Here is a 21,553-nt window from a genome sequence, read left to right as displayed (position 1 = left end):
CCTTATGCGAGAATCGTCGCGCAGGAGGTGAGCCTTGATGGAAGAACTTCAAGAGTTTGAGCGCTACCTCGCGCACCTGGGTGGCGGGCTTGGTCATGCAGACCGGCAGGCCGGGCTGCGCGGGTACTGCACCGGGCTGATGGCACCGCTTTCGCGCAAGAGCGTGGAGCCCATGGCCGCACACCTGGCGCCGCAGGCCACACGCTCGCGCCACCAGTCACTACATCATTTTGTCGCCGACTCTGCGTGGTCAGATGAAGAGATGCTGCTGCGCGTAGCCCAGTGGGTGGTGCCCGCGATGGACTTCCAGGAGGGCGGTTGGTGGATCGTGGACGACACGGGCTTTCCCAAGCAAGGCCACCATTCGGTGGGCGTGGCCCGGCAGTACTGCGGCATGCTGGGCAAGCAGGACAACTGCCAAGTGGCGGTCAGCGTGAGCCTGGCCTGTCAGGCGGGAAGTCTGCCGGTGGCCTGGCAGCTGTACTTGCCCAAGGAATGGGCGGACGATCCGGTGCGGCGCCACAAGGCTGGCATCCCTCAAGAGTTGCAATTCGCCACCAAGGGGCAGATCGCGCTGGCCCAGATCAAGCACCTGGTGGCGCAAGGCGCACCCAGGCACTGCGTGCTGGCCGATGCAGGCTACGGCGTGGATACCGCGTTTCGAGAGGGGCTGAGCGAGATGGGTCTGCCCTACGTGGTGGGTGTGACGGGCCCCGTGACGGTATGGCCACCAGGGCATGCACCGCTGTCGCCAGCGCCCTACAGCGGTCGCGGCCCAGTTCCCAAACGCCAGCGGCTGGGTGATGCCATGCACGAGCGGCCCCTGTCGGCCAGGGACGTGGCGTTCGGCCTGGAACCTGCCCAGTGGCACAGCATTGAATGGCGAGAGGGCACGAACTTCACGCTGCGCTCGCGCTTTGCGCGTGTGCGTGTCAAGGCAGCCCACCGAGAGCAGCTACGCACGCAGCAACGGCCACAAGAGTGGCTGCTCATCGAATGGCCCGAAGGCCACAAAGAGCCAATGAAGTATTGGCTGAACACGCTGCCCGAAGACACAGAACTGCAACGCATGGTGCTTGAGGCCAAGATGCGCTGGCGCATCGAGCGCGACTACCAGGACCTCAAGCAGGATCTGGGACTGGGACACTACGAAGGCCGGGGCTGGCGCGGGTTCCACCACCACGCCAGCCTGAGCATTGCGGCCTACGGCTTTCTGATGGCGCAGCAGTTGCGCCATCAGGAAGGGGTGAGCAAAAAAAACGCCGCACGAGGCGAAGAATCTGCCCTACCCACGCATTACAAGCCTCGCGGAAGCCCAGCGCACGCAGCGCCACGTCCCATCATCCATCACGACGTTGCGGCTGCGTATCGCCGCAGCATTGCTCAGGACGCTGCCTAGGTGTCCATGTTGCATGCGCATCAACGCTAGGCTACGTTTTTGACACAGTAAGACTAGTGTCCCGAGTTGGAAGTTCGCTTCATAAAGATGCCGAGAATCGCCGCCATGCTGCGTTGCAAATCCGCGCGATAGCTACGGCTATCGCTGTGGTTTGCGCCTTGCCTGGCGACGATTTCGACATCTTTATTTCTTCAGCAAACTTCCAACTCGGGACACTAGAAAAGCGGCGCCGTGTAAGGGTCGGCGCCAGGGGCGGGATGGCGGGCAGGCGCCACCGCGCCCTCCTGCCCCGGCTTGACCAGCGCCCCGACACGCACGCCCAGCAGGCGCAGGCGCTTGTCCAATGGCACGCGCTTGAGGCATTGGCCCGCCACGCGGCGGATCGCGGCGGCATCCTGCAGGGGTTCAGCCACGGTCTGGTCGCGCGTGGCGGTCTTGAAGTCGTCGTAGCGCAGCTTGATGCCGATGGTGCGGCCCATGTAGCCCTTGCGCTGCAAGTCCTCGGCCACGCGCTGGCACAGCGCAGTGAAGATGCGGCCCAGCTCGGCGCGGTCGTGCACGGCGTGCAGGTCGCGCTCGAAGGTGGTTTCGCGGCTCACCGAGACAGGCTCGCTCTGCGTGACCACAGGGCGCTCGTCACGCCCCCAGGCCGCCTCGTGCAGCCACAGGCCCGTGGACTTGCCGAAATGCGCCACCAGCCAGTCGCGCGGGCATGCCGCCAGCTCGCCGATGGTGCGAATGCCATGCGCCTGCAGCTTGGCGTCGGCCTTGGGGCCAATGCCGTTGATCCTGCGGCAGGCCAGCGGCCAGACCAGCGCCTGCAGTTCCTCGGGCTGGACGATGGAAATGCCGCTGGGCTTGTGGAACTCGCTGGCCATCTTGGCCAGCAGCTTGTTGGGCGCCACGCCGATCGAGCAGCTCAGCCCGGTGGCTTCGGCGATGCTGCGCTGCAGCAGCCGCGCCAGCACGCGCCCGCCCTCGCGCTGCCCGCCCGGCACGTGGGTGAAATCGATGTACACCTCGTCGACGCCCCGGTCTTCCATCACCGGCGCGATGGCGAGGATGACCTCCTTGAAGCGGCGCGAGTAGCGCCGGTACTCGGCGAAGTCCACCGGCAGCAGGATGGCCTGGGGGCACAGGCGCGCCGCCTTCATCAGCCCCATGGCCGAGCCCACGCCGAAGGCGCGCGCGGCGTAGGTGGCCGTGGTGATCACGCCGCGGCCGGCGTAGCCCTGCAGGCGCGCGAAGCAGTCCAGCGGAATCTCGGCCAGGCGCCCGGCATAGGCGCCGGCCAGGGCATCGTCCTCGGTCCGGCGCCCGCCGCCGATCACCACCGGCAGCCCGGCCAGCTGGGGATAGCGCAGCAACTCCACGGATGCGTAGAACGCATCCATGTCGAGGTGGGCAATGCGGCGGAGCGGCTCGGCGGGGGTCACCCCGCTATTGTGGGCGCCGGATAGGTGCCGGGCACCAGGATCGAACGGTCCACCTGCTGCAGCTGGGTGCGGCCGCAGAACGCCATGCTCACGTCCAGTTCCTTGTGCAGGATCTGCAGGGCCTTGGTCACGCCGGCCTCGCCGAAGGCGCCCAGCCCGTAGACCATGGGCCGGCCGATCATGGTGCCGCGCGCGCCCAGCGCCCAGGCCTTGAGCACGTCCTGGCCGCTGCGGATGCCGCCATCCATCCACACCTCCAGCCGGTCGCCCACGGCCGCCACGATGGCGGGCAGCGCGTGGATGGACGAAGGCGCGCCGTCGAGCTGGCGCCCGCCATGGTTGCTCACCACGATGGCATCGGCCCCGTGCTGCGCGGCCAGCACGGCGTCCTCCACCTCCATGATGCCCTTGAGGATGAGCTTGCCGCCCCACTGCTGCTTGACCCAGTCCACGTCGGCCCAGGACAGGCGCGGGTCGAACTGCTCGTTGGTCCAGGCGGCCAGCGAGTTCATGTCCGAGACGCCCTTGACGTGCCCCACCAGGTTGCGGAAGGTGCGGCGGCGGGTACCTGCCATGCCCAGGCACCACTGCGGCTTGGTCATGAGGTTGAGGATGTTCTTCAGCGTGGGCCGGGGCGGCGCGGTCAGCCCGTTCTTGATGTCCTTGTGGCGCTGGCCGATCACCTGCAGGTCCAGCGTCAGCACCAGGGCGCTGCATTTCGCATCCTTGGCACGCTGGATCATGCGGGCCATGGCGTCGCGGTCGCGCATCATGTAGAGCTGGAACCAGAACGGGGCGCTGGTGTGCCCGGCGATGTCCTCGATCGAGCAGATGCTCATGGTGGACAGGGTGAACGGGATGCCGAACTTCTCGGCCGCGCGCGCGGCGTGGATCTCGCCGTCGGCATGCTGCATGCCGGTCAGCCCCACGGGCGCGATCGCCACCGGCATGAAGGCCTGCTGTCCCACCAGGGTGACAGCGGTGCTGCGCCCTTCCATGTTCACAGCCACGCGCTGGCGGAACTTGATGGACTGGAAATCGCTTTCGTTGGCACGGTAGGTGCCCTCGGTCCATGACCCCGAATCGGCGTAGTCGTAGAACATGCGCGGCACGCGCCGCTCGGCGGCCACGCGCAGGTCTTCGATACAGGTGATTTTGGAGAGATCGGCCACGGCGTCCTCGGTTGGCGTGAAACAAGCCGCGCATGGTAGCCCCGCACCGCCCCGTGCAGGCTGAAGGCTTTTGCAGGAGGTTTGAATTTTTTTGCAGCCAGCCCCGCCCTGCGCCCGGCTGCCCAGGGCGCGTTCACTGCGCCGGCACGATGATGGCCACGCGCCGGTTTTCCTTGCGCGTCCCTTCAGGGCCACCGGTCACCAGGGGACGGCTGCGGCTGCGGCCGTAGCCACGCACGCTGATGCGGCCGCGCTCCATGCCCGCCTCGGCCAGAACCTGGGCCACGGCCTGCGCGCGGCGCAGGGACAGGCGCTCGTTGTACGCATCGCTGCCCTGGTCGTCGGTATGGCCCTCCACGCGCAGCGTCTGCACGCCCACCGCCACCAGGGCGTGCCCCATCTGCAGCACCGAGGCGCGGCGCTGGCCCTGCAGTGCATCCGAGTCGAACTCGAACAGCAGCTTGCCGGACATCTGCAGCTCCCAGCCGTCGTCGGTCTGCTCGAAGCCATATTCGCGCAGCACCTGGGCCCGCCGGTCGGGCTGCGGCGGCGCCGGGACGGAGGCCGGGGCCGGCGGGCTCTGGCACGCGGCCAGCGCCAGGGCGGCCACAGCGGCCGCTGCGCAGCGCAGAAACCTTGCGCGGGAGACATCCATCGAATTCGTCTGCATCATTGCTGTCCCTTTGGCTGGCAGCTTCTGGCTGCCCTTCACCGCGGTGCCGGGGTCTCGGCGCGAGCCCGGCGACGGCGGCCCTTCACATGGTACATGGCGGCATCGGCAGCGCGCAGCAGCGCCTCCATGTCGGCCCCCTGCTGCGGGAACAAGGCTACGCCAATGCTGGCCGCGGGATGCAGCTCCACCCCCGAGGCCAGGCGCAGCGGCGCGGCAATGGCCTGGCCCAGGCGGGCGGCCATGGCCTCGGCCTGCGGCCCCGTGGCGGCGGGCGCCATCACCACGGCAAACTCATCCCCTCCAAGCCGGGCCGCCAGGTCGCCCGGGCGCAATTGCGCCTGCACCCGCCGCGCCACCTCGGCCAGCAGGACATCGCCCGCGCCATGGCCGTGGGTGTCGTTGACCTGCTTGAAGCCATCGTTGTCGAGGAACAGCAGCGCCATCGGCTGCCCGCCGGCATGCGCGCGCGCCAGCGCCTCCTGAAGGAAGTGCTCGAAATGCGCCCGGTTGGGCAGCCCGGTCAGGCTGTCGTGCAGCGCGCTGTGGGTGAGCTGGGCGTTTTTCTCCTCCAGCAGCGACTGGCGGCGCTCCAGCTCATCGAGCAGGGCGTTGAAGTCATCGCCCAGCGCGCGCAGCTCGGCCAGCCGCGCGGGCGGCACGCGCTGGCCCACGGCGCGCTCGTGGTGCACCGCGCGCGCCACCCGCGCCAAGGCCTGCAGGGGGGTCACGATGTCGCGCAGCATGCGCCGCGACAGCGCCATGCCGACTGCGCCGCTGACCGCCGTGCACAGCAGCAGCACCGCCACGCCGGACAGCACGAAATTCAGCATGCCCTGCCCATCGCCAAGCAGCTCAACCTGCCCCACCGCCACGCCACCGAACAGGATGGGCGCCGTCGCCTGCTGGCTGCCGACCAGCCGCGCCAGCGTGGCGCCCATGCGCGCACGCGGGCCCGACCCGCTGCGCTGCCACTGGGCGAACACCTTGCCCTGCGCATCGCGCACCTGCGCCTGGGCCACGCCTTCGCCGGCGAGCATGCGCGCCAGGGTCTGCTGCGCGTCCTCGGCGTCCCTGAAGACCAGCGCCGCCTCGACCGTGTAGGCCACGGAACGCGCGGTCAGCTCCAGGTTGCTGCCGATGTGCACGCGCAACGCGAACAGGCCTGCCAGCAGCAGCAGGCTGCCCGCCAGCGCCATGGCCACCAGGGCCATGCCCAGGTGGGCGCGGTGCACCACGTCACGCAACGACAGCGGCCCGCGCGCTGCCCCTGGCGCTGGAGCCATCAAGCCCCTCCTTTGCGCTTGGCCAGTTGCAGGACCCGCGGGTTGACGCGCACGCCGCTGCGCGCCACGGCATCGAGGTTGGTTTCAAAGCCGACGCCCGCGTCCCGCACGTCGAGGCAGAACATGCAGTCGGTCTGGCACAGCTCCTGGCGTTCGCTGATCGACAGCAGCGGCTGGCCCTGCAGCCGCTGGCGCAGCGCATGCCACGCCCGGTCGTCCAGCCGGCCCGCGTACACGCCGTGGCACTGGGTCAGCAAGGCCGCGTCCTCCAGGCGCATGCGGCGCACCTGCACCACGCGCGCGCCCGGCAGTTGCCCGCCCTTGAGCAGCTCGTCGGCGTACTCGGTGGGCCCGACGACGCACAGCTGCACGGTCTCGGGCTCGCCCGGCCAGCGCGTGTAGCCCAGGATGCCCATCACCGTCTTGGCGACGGACTGCGACTTTTCGTCGGTGACGATCTCTTCCCCCCAGGCTGGCCACGCCGCCCCCCACCCGGCGGCGCACAACAGGACGGCCGCACACCACGCAAACAGGTGGTGCTGGAGCCGGCGCCAATGGGAGAGAAGGGGTTGCACGCGGGGGCCTCCTGGAAGTTGTGTCCCAGTGTAAATGAACCCACCGTGCGTGCAGAACGCTTACTTCTGCGCGGCATCGCGCGGCCAGGGTGTACGGCGGTGTGCGTGGAGGTGCCGCTGCTGGCCGACGGGTGAAGCCTCAAGGCGTCCACTCCCTGGCCTCCTTGTAGCGGAGCCGCAAGGTCTTACCGTTCCACACGTAGAAGAAGATGCCCTTTTCCGGCCCGTCGTCCGGCGCACCGGCCACGATGAGCAACGCGCTGTCCGCCACGAACTGGAAGGGCGCAGGCAGCCTGTCCTCGGTAACAACGTGGTACGCATTCCTGCGCATGTTTCCCGGAAAGAAAACCCGCCCCGTGTGCGTATCCACAATCGCCATTTCCAGGCAAGCGACGCCACATCCCCACGTGGCCACCGTGTAGTGGCCCGCGAAATTCGGGCCACCAGCCACGGCCTGGGAAAGCGCCGTGCGAAAGCGTCTGGCCCGAGGGTGGCTGTGCCAATCCACGGGTGCCGGTTTCCTGACGACCTGCTGCGCAACCGCATATTGCGCGAACCGGGGCGCGCCGGGACCGCACGGCAGCATGCCGCAATCCGGCTCCGGCCCATGGGCCAGGGCCGCAAGGCACTGGAGCATAACCACCGATACCAGAACCGATCGCATGTGTCCCCCTTGTTTCCTTCATCTGCCCGCCCGCACCCCGGCCCCGCGCACCTCGAAGCGCAGGCTATCGAGCACCTGGCCGCGCGCGTCGGTCAGTTCCACCAGGTGCCGGCCCGGCCAGGGCAGCCAGCCCCAGCGCGCGCCCCGGCCCAGCTCACGCCCGTCGATGCGCCAGCGCAGGCCGTTGCCCTCGCCGCTGGCCTCGAACCACAGGCTCTGGCGCGCGGGCGGAATGTCGGGGTCCAGTGCGATGACGGTGCCGGGCGTGGGCGACTGGATGCGTGCCTGCAAGCCATTTTGGCCTCCAGCGCTTGCTGGGTAAGCGCCAGAAGCTCCCGAATCCATAGCAAACAGCGGCTGCTGCGTACCGTCGATGAACCACTCGCTGCGCCGGCTCTCCAGCGGCTGGCCTTGCGCGTCGGGGCCGAAGCGCACGTCCTGGCGCACCAGCCCGGCCGGGGGCCGGGGCGCGCGGCTGGGCGCGCGCGCATGCAGCCAGCCCATCACGGCGGCCCAGATGGGTGCCGCGCCGCTGCTGCCGCTCACGTCATGCATGCTGGCGCCGCTGGCGTTGCCCACCCACACGCCGACGGTGTAGCGCGCGGACCAGCCGACGGCCCAGTTGTCGCGCATGTCCTTGCTGGTGCCGGTTTTGACCGCGCTCCAGAAGCGCGTGGCGAGCACGCTGTCGGTGCCGAAGGTGCGCGCGCGCGCGTTCGGGTCGGAGAGGATGTCGCCCGCCAGGTAGGCCGCGCGCGCGTCCAGCGCCGGGGTGAATGTGGGGGTGGCGCCGGGCGCGTAGGCCACGGGGCTGGCGCGCCCGCCGTTGGCCAGTGCGCGGTAGGCGTTGGCCAGGTGCAGCAGTTGCACCTCGCTGCTGCCCAGGGCCAGGCTGTAGCCGTAGTAGCCGCCGGACTCGGCCAGCGGCAGGCCGAGCTGGCGCAACTGGGCGAAGAAGGCATCGGGCGAGACCATGACCAGCGTGCGCACCGCGGGCACGTTGAGCGAGGCCGCGAGCGCGGTGCGCACCGAGACCCAGCCCTTGAACTGCCGGTCGTAGTTCTGCGGGATGTACAGCCCGCTGGCGGTGGCGATCTGCGCGGGCGCATCGTGCACCAGCGAGGCCGCCGTGAGCCGCCGCTGCGCGATGGCTTGCGCGTACAGGAAGGGCTTGAGCGTGGAGCCGGGCTGGCGCCGCGCGAGCACGCCGTCCACCTCGGCCGCCTGGCTGAGTTCGCCCGAGGAGCCGACCCAGGCCAGCACCTCGCCGCTGGCGTTGTCGAGCACCACCACGGCGCCATCCTCCACGTTGCGCCCGCGCAGCTCGCGCAGGTGCTGGGCCAGGGTCTGCTGTGCCATGCGCTGCAGCGGCGCGCGCAGGCTGGAGCGCAGCGTGGCCGGCAAAGGCTGGCCCGGCACCAGCCGGGCGCGCTGCTGCGCCATGAACTGGCGCGCGAAGTGCGGCGCCATGCCTTCGCTGGCGGCCCAGGCGCGGCGCTGCAGGGCGGCGGTGGTGAACAGGTCGAGCGCATCGCACTCGGCGCTGGCCGTGGCGCTCCCGGCCTTCGGGCGCATGGCCTGCAGCACGCCGCAGGCGCGCTGCGCCACCAGCGCGGGCCGGGCGTTGGGTGCGCGCACCAGCGCGGCGGCCACGGCGGCCTCGCGCTCGTCCAGGCCGTGCGGCGCCTTGCCGAACAGGGTGCGCGCCAGGGCGTCGATGCCCACGACCTCGCCCCGGAACGGCACGAGGTTCAGGTACGCCTCGAGGATCTGGTCCTTGCGCCAGCGCCGGTCCAGCACCTGCGCCGCCACGGCCTGGCCGAGCTTCTGCGCCACGCCGCGCCCGCCCGGGCCCTGGCGCAGAAAGCCCGATGCATCGCCATCCAGCAGGCCCGCGAGCTGCATGGTGAGGGTGCTGGCGCCGCGCGTGCGCTGGTTCCACAGGTTGCCCCAGGCCGCCGCCGAAACGGCGGCCCAGTCCACGCCGCTGTGCGCGTAGAAGCGCTTGTCCTCGCTCAGCACCAGCGCCTGGCGCAGCGCGGGCGACACGTCGGCCAGCGCCTGCCACTGGCCGCGGCGCACGCTGGCGTCGGTGCGCACGCGCTGCACCACCTCGCCCTCGCGCGAGAGCACCAGGGTTTCGGACGAACGGAAGCCCGTGCGCACCTCATCGAACGTGGGCAGCGCCCAGGCGGGCAGGGCCAGCCACGCCAGCACCGCCACGCCGACGCGCCAGCGCCGCCGCGCGCGCGGCATGCAGGCCAGGAAAGAAACGGAGAAAGGCATTGGCGCTGCAGCTTATTCCATTTGCGGGCGCCATACCATGTTGAGGGTAAAAATGGCCTCTAGCCCTTACTGGACAAGCGCAAGCAGCTATCGAACGAGGAGCGCGATTCAGTCCAGGTACGTCAGCCGGGCTTCCACCACCTGGCCCGCGCGGGCCGTCACCAGGCAGATGTGGCGCGACAGCGGGAAGACGCCGGTGAACGTGGCCCAGAGCTGCTCGCCGCCATCGGCCTGCGGCGACCAGCGCGTCTGGCCCGCATGGGCGCCCTGGGCCAGCGCCTGCGCCTGCAGGGATGCGGCATCGGCCCCCGGCAGCGCCGCCGCGCAGAATGCCTGCGCCCGCTCCGCTGCGCGGTGTTCCTGGGCCACGCACCACGCCAGCCCAACCGGCACGGCAGCCGCCAGGACGATCGACACCAGCTTGCTCACAGCCCGGCCTCACGCCGCCGCGCCGCCTCGCACCAGCGCTGCGCCACCTTGGGCGAGGTGGTGCACACGGCGTCGTGCGTGGCCGTGGCCACGGCGCGCTCCAGCAGCTGGATGTCGGCCTCGTGCTGGCGCGCCACGTGCGGGTCCTCGAAGAAGACCACGCGGTGGCAGCGGCGCTCCAGCACCAGGTCGGCGATTTGCGCGTCGCCGCCCAGCGGGCCGCTGTGAAAGCGTTGCACCCAGTAGCGGTCGGTGGGCCAGCCCCGGTTCCAGGCCAGCTCGTTCAGGCGCAGGCCCGTGGTGCCGGTGGCCACGCGGTGGCCGAAGCGCGAGAGCACGTCGAAATGCCGGTCGGCAAAGGCCAGCATCTCGGCCTTCATGGCGTCGTGCGCGATCAGCGCCAGGGTCTGCGCGCCATAGTCGTGCAAGCCGTCGGCCCGGGGGTCGGGCGGCAGGCCGGCGTGCATGCGCTCCATCTCCACCCAGTCGCGCGCGCTGGCCACGGTGGAGAGGAACGGCTTGCCATGGATCACGCACTGGCGCTTGAGCGCCAGCGCCTCGGGGAAGATGGACGACGGGTCCACCGGGTCGATGAGGTAGATGGCGCCATCGAGCGTGCGCCCCTCATCCTCCATGCCCACCACCTCGGCCACCAGCTTCATCAGCCCGCCCTGGCGCCCGTAGGGGTAGCGCACCAGTGGCGCATGGCCGCGCAGCAGGCCCGCCGCCACGATGGCGTCGTGCGTGCGGCCCACGGCGTGCAGGCCGAGTTGGAGTTCACGGATACCTGGCTCGCATGCGCGCAGGAAGGCGAACAGCGCGGCGTCTTCGGTACGGTGGTGCAGGCGGTTGGCGGCAAGACCCAGCAGCATGGCGTGACAGCGTTGGCAGGAGAGGGAGGGAACCGCCCATCGTAATCAGGTTGGCGCGCCCGCGCAGGGTGCCGTGGCACCCCGCGGTTTTGACATGCCTCAAAACCCTGCACGCAACGCATCCCCAGACTGCAGGCCATTCCCCCACCCGCCATGCGCCCCAAGAAATTCCCCCAGAACCCGGCCCACCCCGAGCGCACCTGCTGGGGCTGCGACCGCTACTGCGCCGCCAACGCCATGCTGTGCGGCAATGGCTCGGAGCGCTCGCAGCACCCGGCCGAGCTGTTCGGGCCAGACTGGGCGGAGTGGGAAGCGCCGCAGGAACAGGCACCGGCGGGCGGCAGCGCGGCGCCCGCGAAAAATTCGCCGCAATAAACCCGCCCCGGCCCGCGCGACACCCCCTGTCGCAGTGCCCTCCTACAGTCGCCCCACCAGCCACGCGGGGCGCCTGGAATCCCTCCAGGGTTATCGAAAAAGATAGCTGCCCGCGCTTGCTGGTAAAGCCTTTGGGGCCAAAACCATCAACCAATCAGGAGAACCCGCATGAGAGGGCAAATTCTCGCGTACGTTGCCGACAAAGAAATGGGCTTGATCGCCACGGCCGAAGGCCAGCGCCTGAGCTTTCGCGCCACCGACTGGATGGAGGTCATCGCGCCCGAGCGCGGCATGGCCGTGGAATGCGTGGCGCTGGACGCGCACCGCGCCGGGCAGGTGCAACTGGCCCTGCCCGAGCCTGCGGCGGCCCCTGCGGTGAACGGGCCGCCGCCGCTGGCGCTGCGGCCCAAGCGCAAGCCCGTCATCACCCTGCTCGCCCTGTTCCTGGGCGCCTTTGGCGCGCACCGCTTCTACATGGGAGCCTGGGGCTGGGGGCTGCTGCAGTTGCTCGGCGTGCCGGTGGTCATCGGCGTGCTGTTCGCGCTGCTGCCGCCGCTGGGCGGGCTGCTGTACTTTGCCTTCGCCGTGTTCATCATGGTGGAGCTGGTGCGCTACGTCTGGATGAGCGACACCGAATTCGACGCCAAGGTGCGCGCCTACCAGGCCGCGCGGCCCGGACCGTTCTCCTTCTTCTGGTAAGCGGGGCGGCCATGTACCAAGCCATACCCACGCAGCCGCATTCGGGGCTGGGCATCGCGTCCCTGACCATCAGCCTGGGCGCCGGGGCGATTCTGTTCATCGCCATCGGCATCGCGGGCGTGCTGGACACCCAGCCGGGCGGCCTGGACGAAGACTCCGTGGCGGCGGGCCTTCTGGGCCTGGCCATGGTCGCCACCGGGCTGGCGCAAACCCTGGCGCTCAGTCTGGGCATCGCCGCCCTGGTGCAAGCCGGGCGCAACAAGCTCTACGGCGTGCTGGGCACCGTGTTCTCCGCCACGGGGCTGGCGGGCACCGCGCTGATGTTCCTGCTCGGCGCGCTCATGGAAGGGTGAAGCCATGCCACTGCCCCTCTACCCTGCCGCCCTGCTGGCGGCAGCCCTGGCGCTCGCCCCCTGGCGCGCCAGCGCCCAGGCCGAAGAAACGCTGGAAGGCCAGCTCGAACGCGGCCCCACGCATTCCGTGCTGTGGTTCGTCAGCCCCGAATCGGGCGACCTGATCGGCCAGGTGTTCGCCAACGCCTCGCAGGCCGGCCAGGTGATCCTGGCGCGCTGCCTGCCGGGCCTGGCCTGCGTGGCCGAAGGCGCGCACACCACCGAACCGGACGAAGCCCTGCTGCCGCAACTGCGCTTTGCCGACCGGCCCTCGGGCTGGTGGCTCATCACCCAGGTGCAGAACGCATTCATGCAGCCCAGCCTGCCCCTGGAGGAACGCGCGCTGCGCACACGCCAGGGCGAGCTGCGCATCACCGACGAGCACCTGCTGCTGCTCGAAGGCCGCCCCGTGCTCGCCAACCCACAGCCCGCCTGCGCCCATGCCAGCGCCCCCGCCCCGGCCCCCGCCGCCGCGCCGCCCACGCTGCTGGAACGCCTGGCCGCCTGGTGGAACGGCCTGCGGCGCAAGCTGCTGGCCCTGCTCGGGCGTACCAGCGCCAGCGCCCCGCCCGCCACGGCCACGCCTGCTGCACCAGACCGCATGCCCTGGCAGATCCCCGGCACCGCCGAAGCGGTGCAAGGCAATGCCGCGCTGCACATCGCGGCCCACTACGAACTGGAAAACCGGGACATCGTGCTGCTGCAAGACACTGGCGGAACGCTCTGCCCGGCGCTCTACCGCTTCGTCACGCTCACGGCACAGGGCATTACGGTGACGCCGGAATTCGGCTCGTGCTCCGACATCGCCACCGCCACGCTCGAAAAAGCGCCAGACGGCACGCCCATGCCCCTGGTCACCATGAACGGCTTCTTCGGCCCCTTCGAGCCAGAGGCAGAACGGCAACGCGCCCACATGCAACTGCACCGCTTCACGCTGCGCAACGGTGCTGTGGAAGCCATCCCGGCCGAAGATTGACGCTATGTAAAAGTGAGCTTCCAGCGCTTACCCAGCAAGGGCTGGAGCCACTTTTCAGCCATATTCAACCGTTCACCCCTCGAACGGCTTCTGCGCCTGCACGCGGCGCTCCACGTCATCCAGCAGATCAGCCGCGCGCACATCCAGCGCCAGGCACAGGCGCATGAGCATGCGCACGCTCGGGCTGTTGCGGCCCAGCTCGATGAGCGAGAGGTAGTTGCGGTCCATGCCCACGCGCAGGGCCAAGTCGGCCTGGCTCCAGCCCCGCTCCGTGCGCAGCTTGCGCACCGTCTGCCCCAGCGCCTGATCGACCACATCGCCCATTCGGCGAGGGTGCGGCAAGCCTTGTCGCCACTTACGTATATATACGGCAGAATGGACAACACAGATACTTACATCAATCGGCCCACAGATTCGTTCGCACGGCGGCACGGGATGCCGCACCGGGCTTCTAGAGTGCCTCCAACACCACAGCACAACCCGCTTTTCCATGCCTGCTACCCCCTCCAACTTCAAGCTGGCCCAGCGCCTGTCCGGCATCCTGGCCCTCCTGCACCAAGGCAGGGCACTGGACAAGCACGAACTGGTAAAAAAGTTCAACGTGGACGTGCGCACCATCGAGCGCGACCTGGGCATGCGGCTGAAAGACATCGCCGAGCGCAACGCCGACGGCCTGTGGCAATTGGCCCAGGCATGGCGCGCCACCGTGCCCGCAACGCACCTGCACGGCTACGCGCGCCTGACAGGCACGGAACACTTCTTCCCCGACAGCAGCCTGAGCTACCTGCTCACGCAACTGGAAACGCCGGAACCGCGCCGCAGCACCCGCGTCCAGCCCACGCCGCAGGAAGACCTGGGCGCACAAGGCCCGCACTTCGCCCTGCTGCAAACGGCCATCGAGCAGCGCCGCGAGTGCCGCTTCACCTACAAGGACAAGCCACGCCACGCGCAGCCCTACCGGCTGATCCACAAAACCGGCGTGTGGTACCTGGCGGCCGAAGAAGCCGGGCGGCTGAAGAACTTCAGCGTGGGGCTGATCGAAGCACTACAAGTGGACGAAACCCGTCGCTTCATACCAAAGCGCGCGCACCAGGATTACATCAATGCCAAGGACGACGTGTGGTTCACCGAAGGCACCACCGAAGTGCTGCTGCGCGTGGCCCCCAGCATCGCCCACTACTTCACCCGCCGCCCGCTGCTGCCCCAGCAGCAGCAACGGGAAGACAGCGACGGCTCGCTGCTCGTGACCACGCAGATCAACCACATCAACCAATTGCTGCCCGTGGTGCGGTACTGGCTGCCGAATGTGCGCATCGTGGAGCCCAAGGCATGGCACGAGGCGCTGGTGGAAGGGCTGCGGCAGGCGCTGGCCAAGTGGGAAGACTGAGCCGGGCCGTCCATTGACGCATTGATTGACTGAATCCAACAAGGAGCAAGCACCATGGGCCAATTCATTCTTTTTCTGCTGGGGCTGTTCGCCATCAGCTGCGTGCTGTATGGGATTTCGGCAGGGGTGCAGATGATCCAGCGCGGGTTTGCCTGGCTGGCGGAAAGCGGGCGCGACGATGTATCGGACAAGAAGCCTTTGATTACGCCGCTTCCTGCCGCCACGGGAAAAGCCGCCAATGCAGCTACCGCGCGGCAGGAAACGCCCTCGCCTCAAACAAAAGCCAATGCGCCCGCGGAAGGCTCGCCCATGCAGCGCAACATTGACGAACTGCGCGCGCTCTTTGCGCTATACCAGCAGGGTGCGCTGACACAGGCGGAATTCGAGGGAATGAAGCGCAGTTTGCTGGCCACCATCAAGGACGTTGCGCCGCAGGGCCAGTAAAGCTTGCGCAAACCATAAAAGCTCCGATACATCCGGCCCCTTTCCTTAGTCTTTGCAAGGCCCTGAAAGCACTATTGACCATGAAAAAAATCAACGATCTCCGACATCGATACGAAAATTTGATTTCAAACGCACCATCAGAGAAACCAATCATCGCAGTCTGCGGCCTCATGAACGCCGGCAAAAGCTATTTACTCAATATGCTCACACAGCATATCGATCAAGAATATTTCAAGACAGCTGACCAGCGGGAAACCACCGCCAACAAAACACTGGAAACTAAAAATCATATCTATCTGGACACTCCTGGCCTAGACGCTAACGCTAAAGATGATGCTATTGCCAGCCAAGGCATTCACCAAGCTGACATCGTGCTCTTCGTTCACCAGCCGCAGGGGGAGCTGGAATCCGTCGAAATGGATTTTTTACGCCAATTGAAGGGCAATTTCGGAAAATCCACCAAGCACAGCATCATCATCGTTATCAGCAAGATCGATAAAGAGGAGCAATCCAAGATTGATTCCATCGACGAGGCCATTCAAAAGCAGTGCCAGGAGCACCTCGATATTTCACTGACCACGATTCAAATATCCAACACCCGCTATAAAACAGGCATCAGCCAGCAGAAAAATGGGTTAATCCAGGCAAGCCATATCGAGGCATTGGCGCAGCATCTACAAAAAATAACCCCAAAAGTGCGTCAAACGCGCAGCAATAAAACTGCCTCCAACATCGAAATTCTCCTGAATGAATCGGAAAGCTTGATACAAGAGCTACGCGATGAAAAAACAGCCATCCGGCAAGAGATCAGTGAGAAATTTTCCAATTTCAATGCACAGATGAATCAATTACAGGCTTTCTTGAATGAGAGCACAAGCAACTTCAAGAAAATTTAAGGAGTATCGCAATGGCCTTACCTTGGTTGATTGGCGGCGCTATTTTCGCAGGCATAGCAGCATATAAAGCTTTTAGCGACGACGACTCCAGTAGCAGTTCCAGCAGCGATAGCGATGCTGCGGAGCGCCACCGAAGAGAAAATGCAGAACAAGAGCGCAAGGAGCGCGAACGCTCCAAAAAATTGGAAGCGGCCAAAGAAGAATTCCAAAAACAAGGACGTATTTTTGGTCAAAACCTGGCAGAAGCTCTCCCTTCTGAATTGGTGGAAGCAACATCACGCGAAGGATTCGAGCTGGATTTCGATTTGAAGAAAGGCCGGTTGCAGTTTGACATGGAAGATGCCTCCCGGAGAGACCTCCACCTTTTTTCCAGCATTGATGGTTTGGAGGCAATTCTCACCCAAAGAGCATCGCACAAAACAACCATCGAAAACCTGGCCATCTTTTCTGAACTTTACAAACCAGAATTCCAGTACGGCGCAGAATTACAAAAGAAGAAAGAGCGCATAAAACGCCTGGATGAAGGCATTCAAGAATTGCAGGAGGTCAAAAAGCTGCTCATGAAAATGGCAAGCCCCTCGGCATGAAAGGTCAAAAAATGACAAGAAAATCCATCACAAGACAGGCACTACTTCAATCTTTTGGTGGGCTGGCGACGCAATTCACCAGTTCATTGCAAGAGGCCCAAAAGCTGGAAAAATCATTCGATGCCTCACGCGCCAAGCTGATCAATGCCATCTCCGATCATCTGCAAGAAGCTCAAAAAAACCTACCTGCAAACAACCCGTTGCAAGCCTCCCTGCAAAATTTTGTGACGACCATGGCGCAAACCAGCCGTGAGTGGGATGAAAAAGTGGCGGGGCGTCAAAAAGGTGTTGAATTCCGCCAGGGTTTTGAAGATTCACTGTTGGTTTTTGTCAGCGGCAAAGTCAAATCTGGCAAAAGCTCTCTGGGCAACTATATGGCCTGGGGTCATACCGATCCCACAAATAGCATCAAACGCCAGACACCGCCCGAGCACTATCCCCAGTATCAATCACACGCCAAAGTAGATGTAGAAGGCGGAGATCAGCACAAGGAAGCTGAAAACAAGCGTGAATTCCGTGTAGGCGCTACCGAAGCCACAAGCTCCATACAAAGTTTCAATCTACCTGGATTGACATGGGTGGATTCACCGGGCTTGCACTCTCTGAAAGCAGAAAATGGCAATCTGGCCCGTGAATACCTGGATCATGCAGATTTAATTCTCTACACCATGAAGTCCGATTCACCAGGCCGCGCCAGCGACCTGGCAGAGATCAGGGAACTCATCCGAAAGGACAAAAGAACCCTGTTGCTGCTCACGGGCAGTGATGACATCGAAGAGGATGTCAACGATGACGGCGACATCGTGCAATGCGTCATCATGAAAGATGTGGAGCGTCGCAAAAAACAGCAAAGCTATGTGCGTGGTGAATTGAAAGAAATTCCAGGCGCAGAAAGGATTGAAATATTCTCCATTTCATCACGCTATGCCCAGGAACATGCCAATGACTCCGTGGCTCTCTTCGACAGTGGCTTGGGGGTTTTCTGTGCAACGCTGCAAGAAATTTGCCAATCCGAAGGGGTGAAGATCAAGCAGCGTGTACCCATGAGTAATTTGTACAATTTTCTGAGAAACTGTGAGAATGATTTAGCACCCTATCAGCAGTTGATCGACAGTTTTAGGCCAGGTTTACAGAAGGTGCGCGACAAGTTAGAAAAGAAAATCCCCATACACATGCGAGAGGGAAAAGTCCATATCCAACGCTTTATCGATCAATTTTTTGATGGACTGGAAGCCCAGCGCAGCGATCAGAACCACACCAACAATGAATTGAAAGCATTTCACAGCAAGCTCGGCAAGAAATTTGAGCAGATTATCAATAAGCAATTGCAGGCCATCACTGATGATTTGACCAAGGATCTTGATTCCAGCATCAAGAATACCTATCAAAATAGCCTTCTTCCTCAGATCCCTGATTTCAAGCTCGACACCATCACCGAACAGGTGGAAGCAGGCACGCGGTCAGGAAGCAAAAAACGCAATTCAGGCATTGGCGCAGTCGCGGGAGGTTTGTTAGGTCTTTTCTTCGGTGGCCCCGCTGGTGCCGCTATCGGCTCCACGATTGGCGGTGGTTTGGGAAGTATGACTGGCGACAGTGCCAGCATTCGCTACCGCGACATCCAAATCACCGTAGGTGACAACCTCCAAGACATTCGGCAAAAATTACGAGACATCTATGGAGATGCCCTCGACAGTTCACTGAAAGAAAACTCCAATCGTCTATGGAATGATTTTGATGGCAGCATTCAAGATCTCCTGGAAAAAATTTCGTCCGACATGAAAAAATTTCATTTTGAATTGAAATTAATCCACGACGAAGCCAAAACCGCACTTTGATTTAAATACCATGAAAATAAATTCCACACAATTGCTGAATGCTTATGAGCAAGCCCGCCTTCTGTGCAGCACTCATGATGAGAAATCGGCACAATTCTCTCCTATCGAGAAAAATTTCGAGGAAAAGAAAAACAAGCCTGACGCCTGCATCATGGTCTATGGCGTCTATAACGCAGGTAAGAGTACCCTTATCAATGTGTTGCTGGGCAGAGAAGAAGCTGCAATGGATGATATTCCGTTGACCGATCAAGTGACATCCTATGCTTGGGGTAAATACAGCATTCTCGACACCCCTGGCGTAGATGCTCCCATCGCACACGAAGACGTCACCAAGGCCCAAATGCTCAAGGCAGATGCTGTGATCTTCGTCGTCGATCCGCTGGGAACTGTTGAAGAAGCCAAAACGCTGGAAGTGCTGGTGGACTTATTGGCAGAACGCAAACAGGTATTCATGGTATTTAATGACAAAAAGGGACTGAGCGATGAGGATTACATTAAACTCAAAGACCAGACCCGCGAGCAGCTCCAGCAGATTGCGGCCCAGCGCAACATGAGCAACATTCTCAAGGAAGTTCCCATTGTTAGAATCAATGCACGGCGCGCCTTACTCGGCCAATTGAAAGACAAACCAGAACTTGTTGAGTTGAGTGGTTACCCATCTTTCAAGACGCAGCTCACCAAATTTTTGGATGAAATATCTCCAGATGATGTATATGACCGCCTCAAACATCAGCTTCTGGAGTTCTTGAATTTTCAGGTCAACACCCTTGGCAGCCAGCAAAGCGATACCGCGGCCATGAAGAAATTCGATAAATTCCTACGCCAGATGGCACGCGAGAAATCAGCGCTTTCTTCCGATATGGTGCATGCCATCGAAAAAGAGCGGCAGTCCATCTACGAAAAAACCAAACGGGCCTTGCGCACCAGCCCAGATGATTGCCAGCAAAAAATAGAGAGCATCATGCAGCAAGCCAGCGAGCAGATACAACAGCATCTGAACCTTCGACTGCAGGAACTCGTCTCTATTGCACAGCAGGATATCGAGGAATTGCAGGCTGCCATGCCTCATGTGGAGCAATACAGCCACACTGGAGACATACCTGTCGCAGAGAATGCTTCCGATCCAAATCCACCCATACAGAAAACGCAAAGGACTTCAGGCATTTCTGCTGAAATGGCTGCGCAAGCGGCCAAGCAAATGACGGTAATGGTCAAACCGGAGCATATCGTCAGCACCCTGAAAACCGTCAAGGAGCTACTGCCTTCGCTGATGAAGGGAATTGGTCCCAAGACCATGGAGAAATGGGCCGGAACCGTGATGAGCAAATATATTCCATATGTCGGCCTTGCCGTCTCGACGGGAATGGCTTTATGGGACATTTTTTCTGGCGACCCAGAAGAAAAGGCAATGCGTGAACAAATGGAAGCACAGCGCCTTGCACGCGAGCGAGCGGAGCAACAAATAGATGATTTTGCGCAGGAGCTTGCCGATGGCTTCAATCAATTCATGCGTACAAATATTTTTCCAGAAATTGATGATTTCTTTGCTCAATTGAATTCACAAATTGACAAGATGCGCGAAGGCTTCAATGAAACAGAGAAAGCTACCAGCGAGCGCCTGCAAAAATGGGTAGTTATCCAGCAATTGGCATTGAATGCATGACCGTGACACACGGCGCCAGTCGCCAACCATTTCCATGCAATGGCTGTGGCAAGTGTTGTCGGCATGTAGACAGAAGCCAGGAAACATCTTGGCTGGATCGTGGTGATTCGATATGCATGCATTTTGACGAAACCACGAATCTATGTCTTATCTATCAAAACCGTCCTTTGGTTTGTCGGATTGAGGACTATTACAAGCAAAATCTTTCCCATTTTTTTGAATGGAATGATTTCGTAAAAATAAATTTAGATATTTGTCGAAATCTATAACCGGCCATGCCCATCCCACTGCCCCCACGCCACCGCCACTGCCCCGTCTGCAGCTGGAGCAAAACCGTAGCCCCTGCCAGCGATGTACTGGTACCGGGTCACGATCATTTCGCTGCATGCCCAAAGTGCGGCCATGCACCGCTGGACTCCAAGGCTGCGGTAGCCATGCCGGCTGGCTTCGACCAGATCGCCAACACCTTGGAGAAATGGTTCAAACGCTGATGCCTACCTCGCCCACCATGGCCCACTCGCTGGCAACACTCACCGCCCGCCACCAGGCCCAGATATCCCAGCACCGCACCCCCTTCACCCTGCGCATGCACCGCGCCCTGAGCTGGCTGCAGCGCGCCGAGGCGGCGGGCGAGGATGACGACGTGGCCTTCGTCTGCCTGTGGATCGCCTTCAACGCAGCCTATGCGCAGGACTTGGGCCAGGGCGCGGGCGGCAGCACTTCGGAGCGGCAGGCGTTTCGCAACTTCATGGCCGACGTATGTGCGCTGGACAAAGCCAAGGCCCTTTCCGCGCTGGTGTGGCAGGTGTTCCCCGGCCCCATTCGCGTATTGCTCGATAACCAGTACGTGTTCCAGCCCTTTTGGGATGCGCTGAACAACCCGCGCAGCGATGGCAGCACGCCCGGCCATTGGCGCGAGGCGTTCGACGATGCGCGCCAGCGCGTGCACCGTGCGCTGGCGCAGCAAGATACCGAGCGGGTGCTGTACGAGGTGTTCGTGCGCCTGTACACGCTGCGAAACCAGTTGATGCACGGCGGAGCGACGTGGAACAGTTCGGTCAACCGCGCCCAGGTGCGCGATGGCCGGGCGCTGCTGGCGCGGGTGTTGCCGGTGATGCTGGAGGTGATGATGGACAACCCGGCGCAGTTCGAGGGACGGCCGTTCTATCCGGTGGTGAAGGATTGATGGGCCGAGTACGGCCACCCGGCAACAGAGACGGCCTGCGACACATCCTGCCGGTGCCGCGCACTACCCTCTGGTTCTCCTCCCGCTTCCTGCAATGGACGAACCATGCGTCTTGACGACCCCACCCAACCACGCCCGGGCATTGCCAGAGCCTTGCGGGCAAGCATCCGAAGGCTTCTACCGGCCAGCATTCTGGGAATAACAAACCCTCTCGACCTGCCCAGAGGGCACCATCACGGACTCAAATGCGCCCAATGTGGATGGGCCAGGTACTGGACACGGGGCGCGCTGTACAGGCCGCCCGGCCAATGCCCGCACTGCGGG

23 protein-coding genes are annotated in these 21,553 nt (G+C 63.5%); 13 read left to right on the top strand and 10 right to left on the bottom strand.

From position 1 onward, the window contains the following. Positions 1–37 precede the first annotated feature (37 nt). The gene (locus tag YS110_20125) at positions 38–1,399 is read left to right on the top strand and encodes an IS701 family transposase (protein ID UJB66907.1); all 1,362 of its coding nucleotides are present in this window, start codon (positions 38–40) and stop codon (positions 1,397–1,399) included. Between the two features lie 215 nt (positions 1,400–1,614). On the opposite strand, the gene YS110_20120 is transcribed toward YS110_20125, so the two are convergent. The 9 genes from YS110_20120 to YS110_20080 all read right to left on the bottom strand — a co-directional run bounded on the left by YS110_20120 (position 1,615) and on the right by YS110_20080 (position 10,789). Then, complete coding sequence (locus tag YS110_20120) at positions 1,615–2,793, bottom strand: DNA polymerase IV (GenBank protein ID UJB66906.1); 1,179 nt, start codon at positions 2,791–2,793, stop codon at positions 1,615–1,617. Positions 2,794–2,831: 38 nt separating this feature from the next. After that, positions 2,832–4,007, bottom strand: coding sequence for an alpha-hydroxy-acid oxidizing protein (locus tag YS110_20115; protein ID UJB66905.1), 1,176 nt, complete (start codon positions 4,005–4,007; stop codon positions 2,832–2,834). Positions 4,008–4,140: 133 nt separating this feature from the next. After that, entirely contained in the window at positions 4,141–4,662 is a 522-nt protein-coding gene (locus YS110_20110; protein UJB67534.1) for an OmpA family protein, read from the bottom strand. A 53-nt stretch (positions 4,663–4,715) separates the two neighbouring features. Next, positions 4,716–5,963 carry a diguanylate cyclase gene (locus tag YS110_20105; GenBank protein UJB66904.1) on the bottom strand — a complete coding sequence of 416 codons (1,248 nt, stop codon included), beginning with the start codon at positions 5,961–5,963 and terminating at the stop codon, positions 4,716–4,718. After that, a complete protein-coding gene (locus tag YS110_20100) occupies positions 5,963–6,574 on the bottom strand; it encodes a YfiR family protein (GenBank protein ID UJB67533.1) in 612 nt (203 codons plus the stop codon). The genes YS110_20105 and YS110_20100 overlap by 1 nt, the downstream gene beginning before the upstream one ends. Before the next feature lie 103 nt (positions 6,575–6,677). After that, complete coding sequence (locus tag YS110_20095; GenBank protein UJB66903.1) at positions 6,678–7,202, bottom strand: hypothetical protein; 525 nt, start codon at positions 7,200–7,202, stop codon at positions 6,678–6,680. Between the two features lie 18 nt (positions 7,203–7,220). Further along, positions 7,221–9,488, bottom strand: coding sequence for a penicillin-binding protein 1C (pbpC, locus tag YS110_20090; GenBank protein UJB66902.1), 2,268 nt, complete (start codon positions 9,486–9,488; stop codon positions 7,221–7,223). Positions 9,489–9,596: 108 nt separating this feature from the next. Further along, positions 9,597–9,917: a hypothetical protein gene (locus tag YS110_20085; protein ID UJB66901.1), complete on the bottom strand. Its 321-nt coding sequence runs from the start codon at positions 9,915–9,917 to the stop codon at positions 9,597–9,599. Beyond that, entirely contained in the window at positions 9,914–10,789 is an 876-nt protein-coding gene (locus YS110_20080) for a methylglyoxal synthase (protein ID UJB66900.1), read from the bottom strand. Before YS110_20080 ends, YS110_20085 begins: the two co-directional genes overlap by 4 nt. Positions 10,790–10,942: 153 nt before the next feature. Here YS110_20080 and YS110_20075 point away from each other — a divergent pair, with 153 nt between their 5' ends. The 4 genes from YS110_20075 (at position 10,943) to YS110_20060 (ending at position 13,231) form a co-directional block, all read left to right on the top strand. Next, a complete protein-coding gene (locus YS110_20075; GenBank protein UJB66899.1) occupies positions 10,943–11,164 on the top strand; it encodes a DUF3079 domain-containing protein in 222 nt (73 codons plus the stop codon). 168 nt (positions 11,165–11,332) lie between these two features. Next, the gene (locus YS110_20070; GenBank protein UJB66898.1) at positions 11,333–11,863 is read left to right on the top strand and encodes a TM2 domain-containing protein; all 531 of its coding nucleotides are present in this window, start codon (positions 11,333–11,335) and stop codon (positions 11,861–11,863) included. A gap of 11 nt (positions 11,864–11,874) precedes the next feature. Continuing rightward, on the top strand, positions 11,875–12,216 hold the full coding sequence (locus YS110_20065; protein ID UJB66897.1) for a hypothetical protein: 342 nt from the start codon (positions 11,875–11,877) through the stop codon (positions 12,214–12,216). Between the two features lie 4 nt (positions 12,217–12,220). Then, a complete protein-coding gene (locus tag YS110_20060; GenBank protein UJB66896.1) occupies positions 12,221–13,231 on the top strand; it encodes a hypothetical protein in 1,011 nt (336 codons plus the stop codon). Between the two features lie 72 nt (positions 13,232–13,303). Here YS110_20060 and YS110_20055 read toward each other — a convergent pair whose 3' ends face one another. Continuing rightward, positions 13,304–13,573 (bottom strand): helix-turn-helix transcriptional regulator, encoded by a 270-nt coding sequence (locus YS110_20055; GenBank protein ID UJB66895.1) that lies wholly within the window; start codon positions 13,571–13,573, stop codon positions 13,304–13,306. Positions 13,574–13,721: 148 nt separating this feature from the next. Here YS110_20055 and YS110_20050 point away from each other — a divergent pair, with 148 nt between their 5' ends. From YS110_20050 to YS110_20015, 8 genes are all read left to right on the top strand, one after another. Continuing rightward, complete coding sequence (locus YS110_20050; protein UJB66894.1) at positions 13,722–14,618, top strand: WYL domain-containing protein; 897 nt, start codon at positions 13,722–13,724, stop codon at positions 14,616–14,618. A 54-nt stretch (positions 14,619–14,672) separates the two neighbouring features. Continuing rightward, the gene (locus YS110_20045) at positions 14,673–15,062 is read left to right on the top strand and encodes an SHOCT domain-containing protein (GenBank protein ID UJB66893.1); all 390 of its coding nucleotides are present in this window, start codon (positions 14,673–14,675) and stop codon (positions 15,060–15,062) included. Positions 15,063–15,142: 80 nt separating this feature from the next. Further along, a complete protein-coding gene (locus tag YS110_20040) occupies positions 15,143–15,958 on the top strand; it encodes a 50S ribosome-binding GTPase (GenBank protein UJB66892.1) in 816 nt (271 codons plus the stop codon). An 11-nt stretch (positions 15,959–15,969) separates the two neighbouring features. Continuing rightward, positions 15,970–16,545 carry a hypothetical protein gene (locus tag YS110_20035; GenBank protein UJB66891.1) on the top strand — a complete coding sequence of 192 codons (576 nt, stop codon included), beginning with the start codon at positions 15,970–15,972 and terminating at the stop codon, positions 16,543–16,545. Between the two features lie 11 nt (positions 16,546–16,556). Further along, complete coding sequence (locus YS110_20030; GenBank protein UJB66890.1) at positions 16,557–18,380, top strand: dynamin family protein; 1,824 nt, start codon at positions 16,557–16,559, stop codon at positions 18,378–18,380. Between the two features lie 10 nt (positions 18,381–18,390). Continuing rightward, positions 18,391–20,043 (top strand): 50S ribosome-binding GTPase, encoded by a 1,653-nt coding sequence (locus YS110_20025; protein ID UJB66889.1) that lies wholly within the window; start codon positions 18,391–18,393, stop codon positions 20,041–20,043. Next, positions 20,040–20,312, top strand: coding sequence for a YkgJ family cysteine cluster protein (locus tag YS110_20020; protein ID UJB66888.1), 273 nt, complete (start codon positions 20,040–20,042; stop codon positions 20,310–20,312). Before YS110_20025 ends, YS110_20020 begins: the two co-directional genes overlap by 4 nt. 239 nt (positions 20,313–20,551) lie before the next feature. Then, the gene (locus YS110_20015) at positions 20,552–21,229 is read left to right on the top strand and encodes a hypothetical protein (protein ID UJB66887.1); all 678 of its coding nucleotides are present in this window, start codon (positions 20,552–20,554) and stop codon (positions 21,227–21,229) included. Positions 21,230–21,553: the final 324 nt, after the last annotated feature.

Source organism: Acidovorax sp. YS12, from assembly GCA_021496925.1.
Taxonomy (GTDB): domain Bacteria; phylum Pseudomonadota; class Gammaproteobacteria; order Burkholderiales; family Burkholderiaceae_C; genus Paenacidovorax.
The sequence above is the reverse complement of the archived record's forward strand: the minus strand, read 5'-3'. Positions and strand labels throughout refer to the sequence as shown.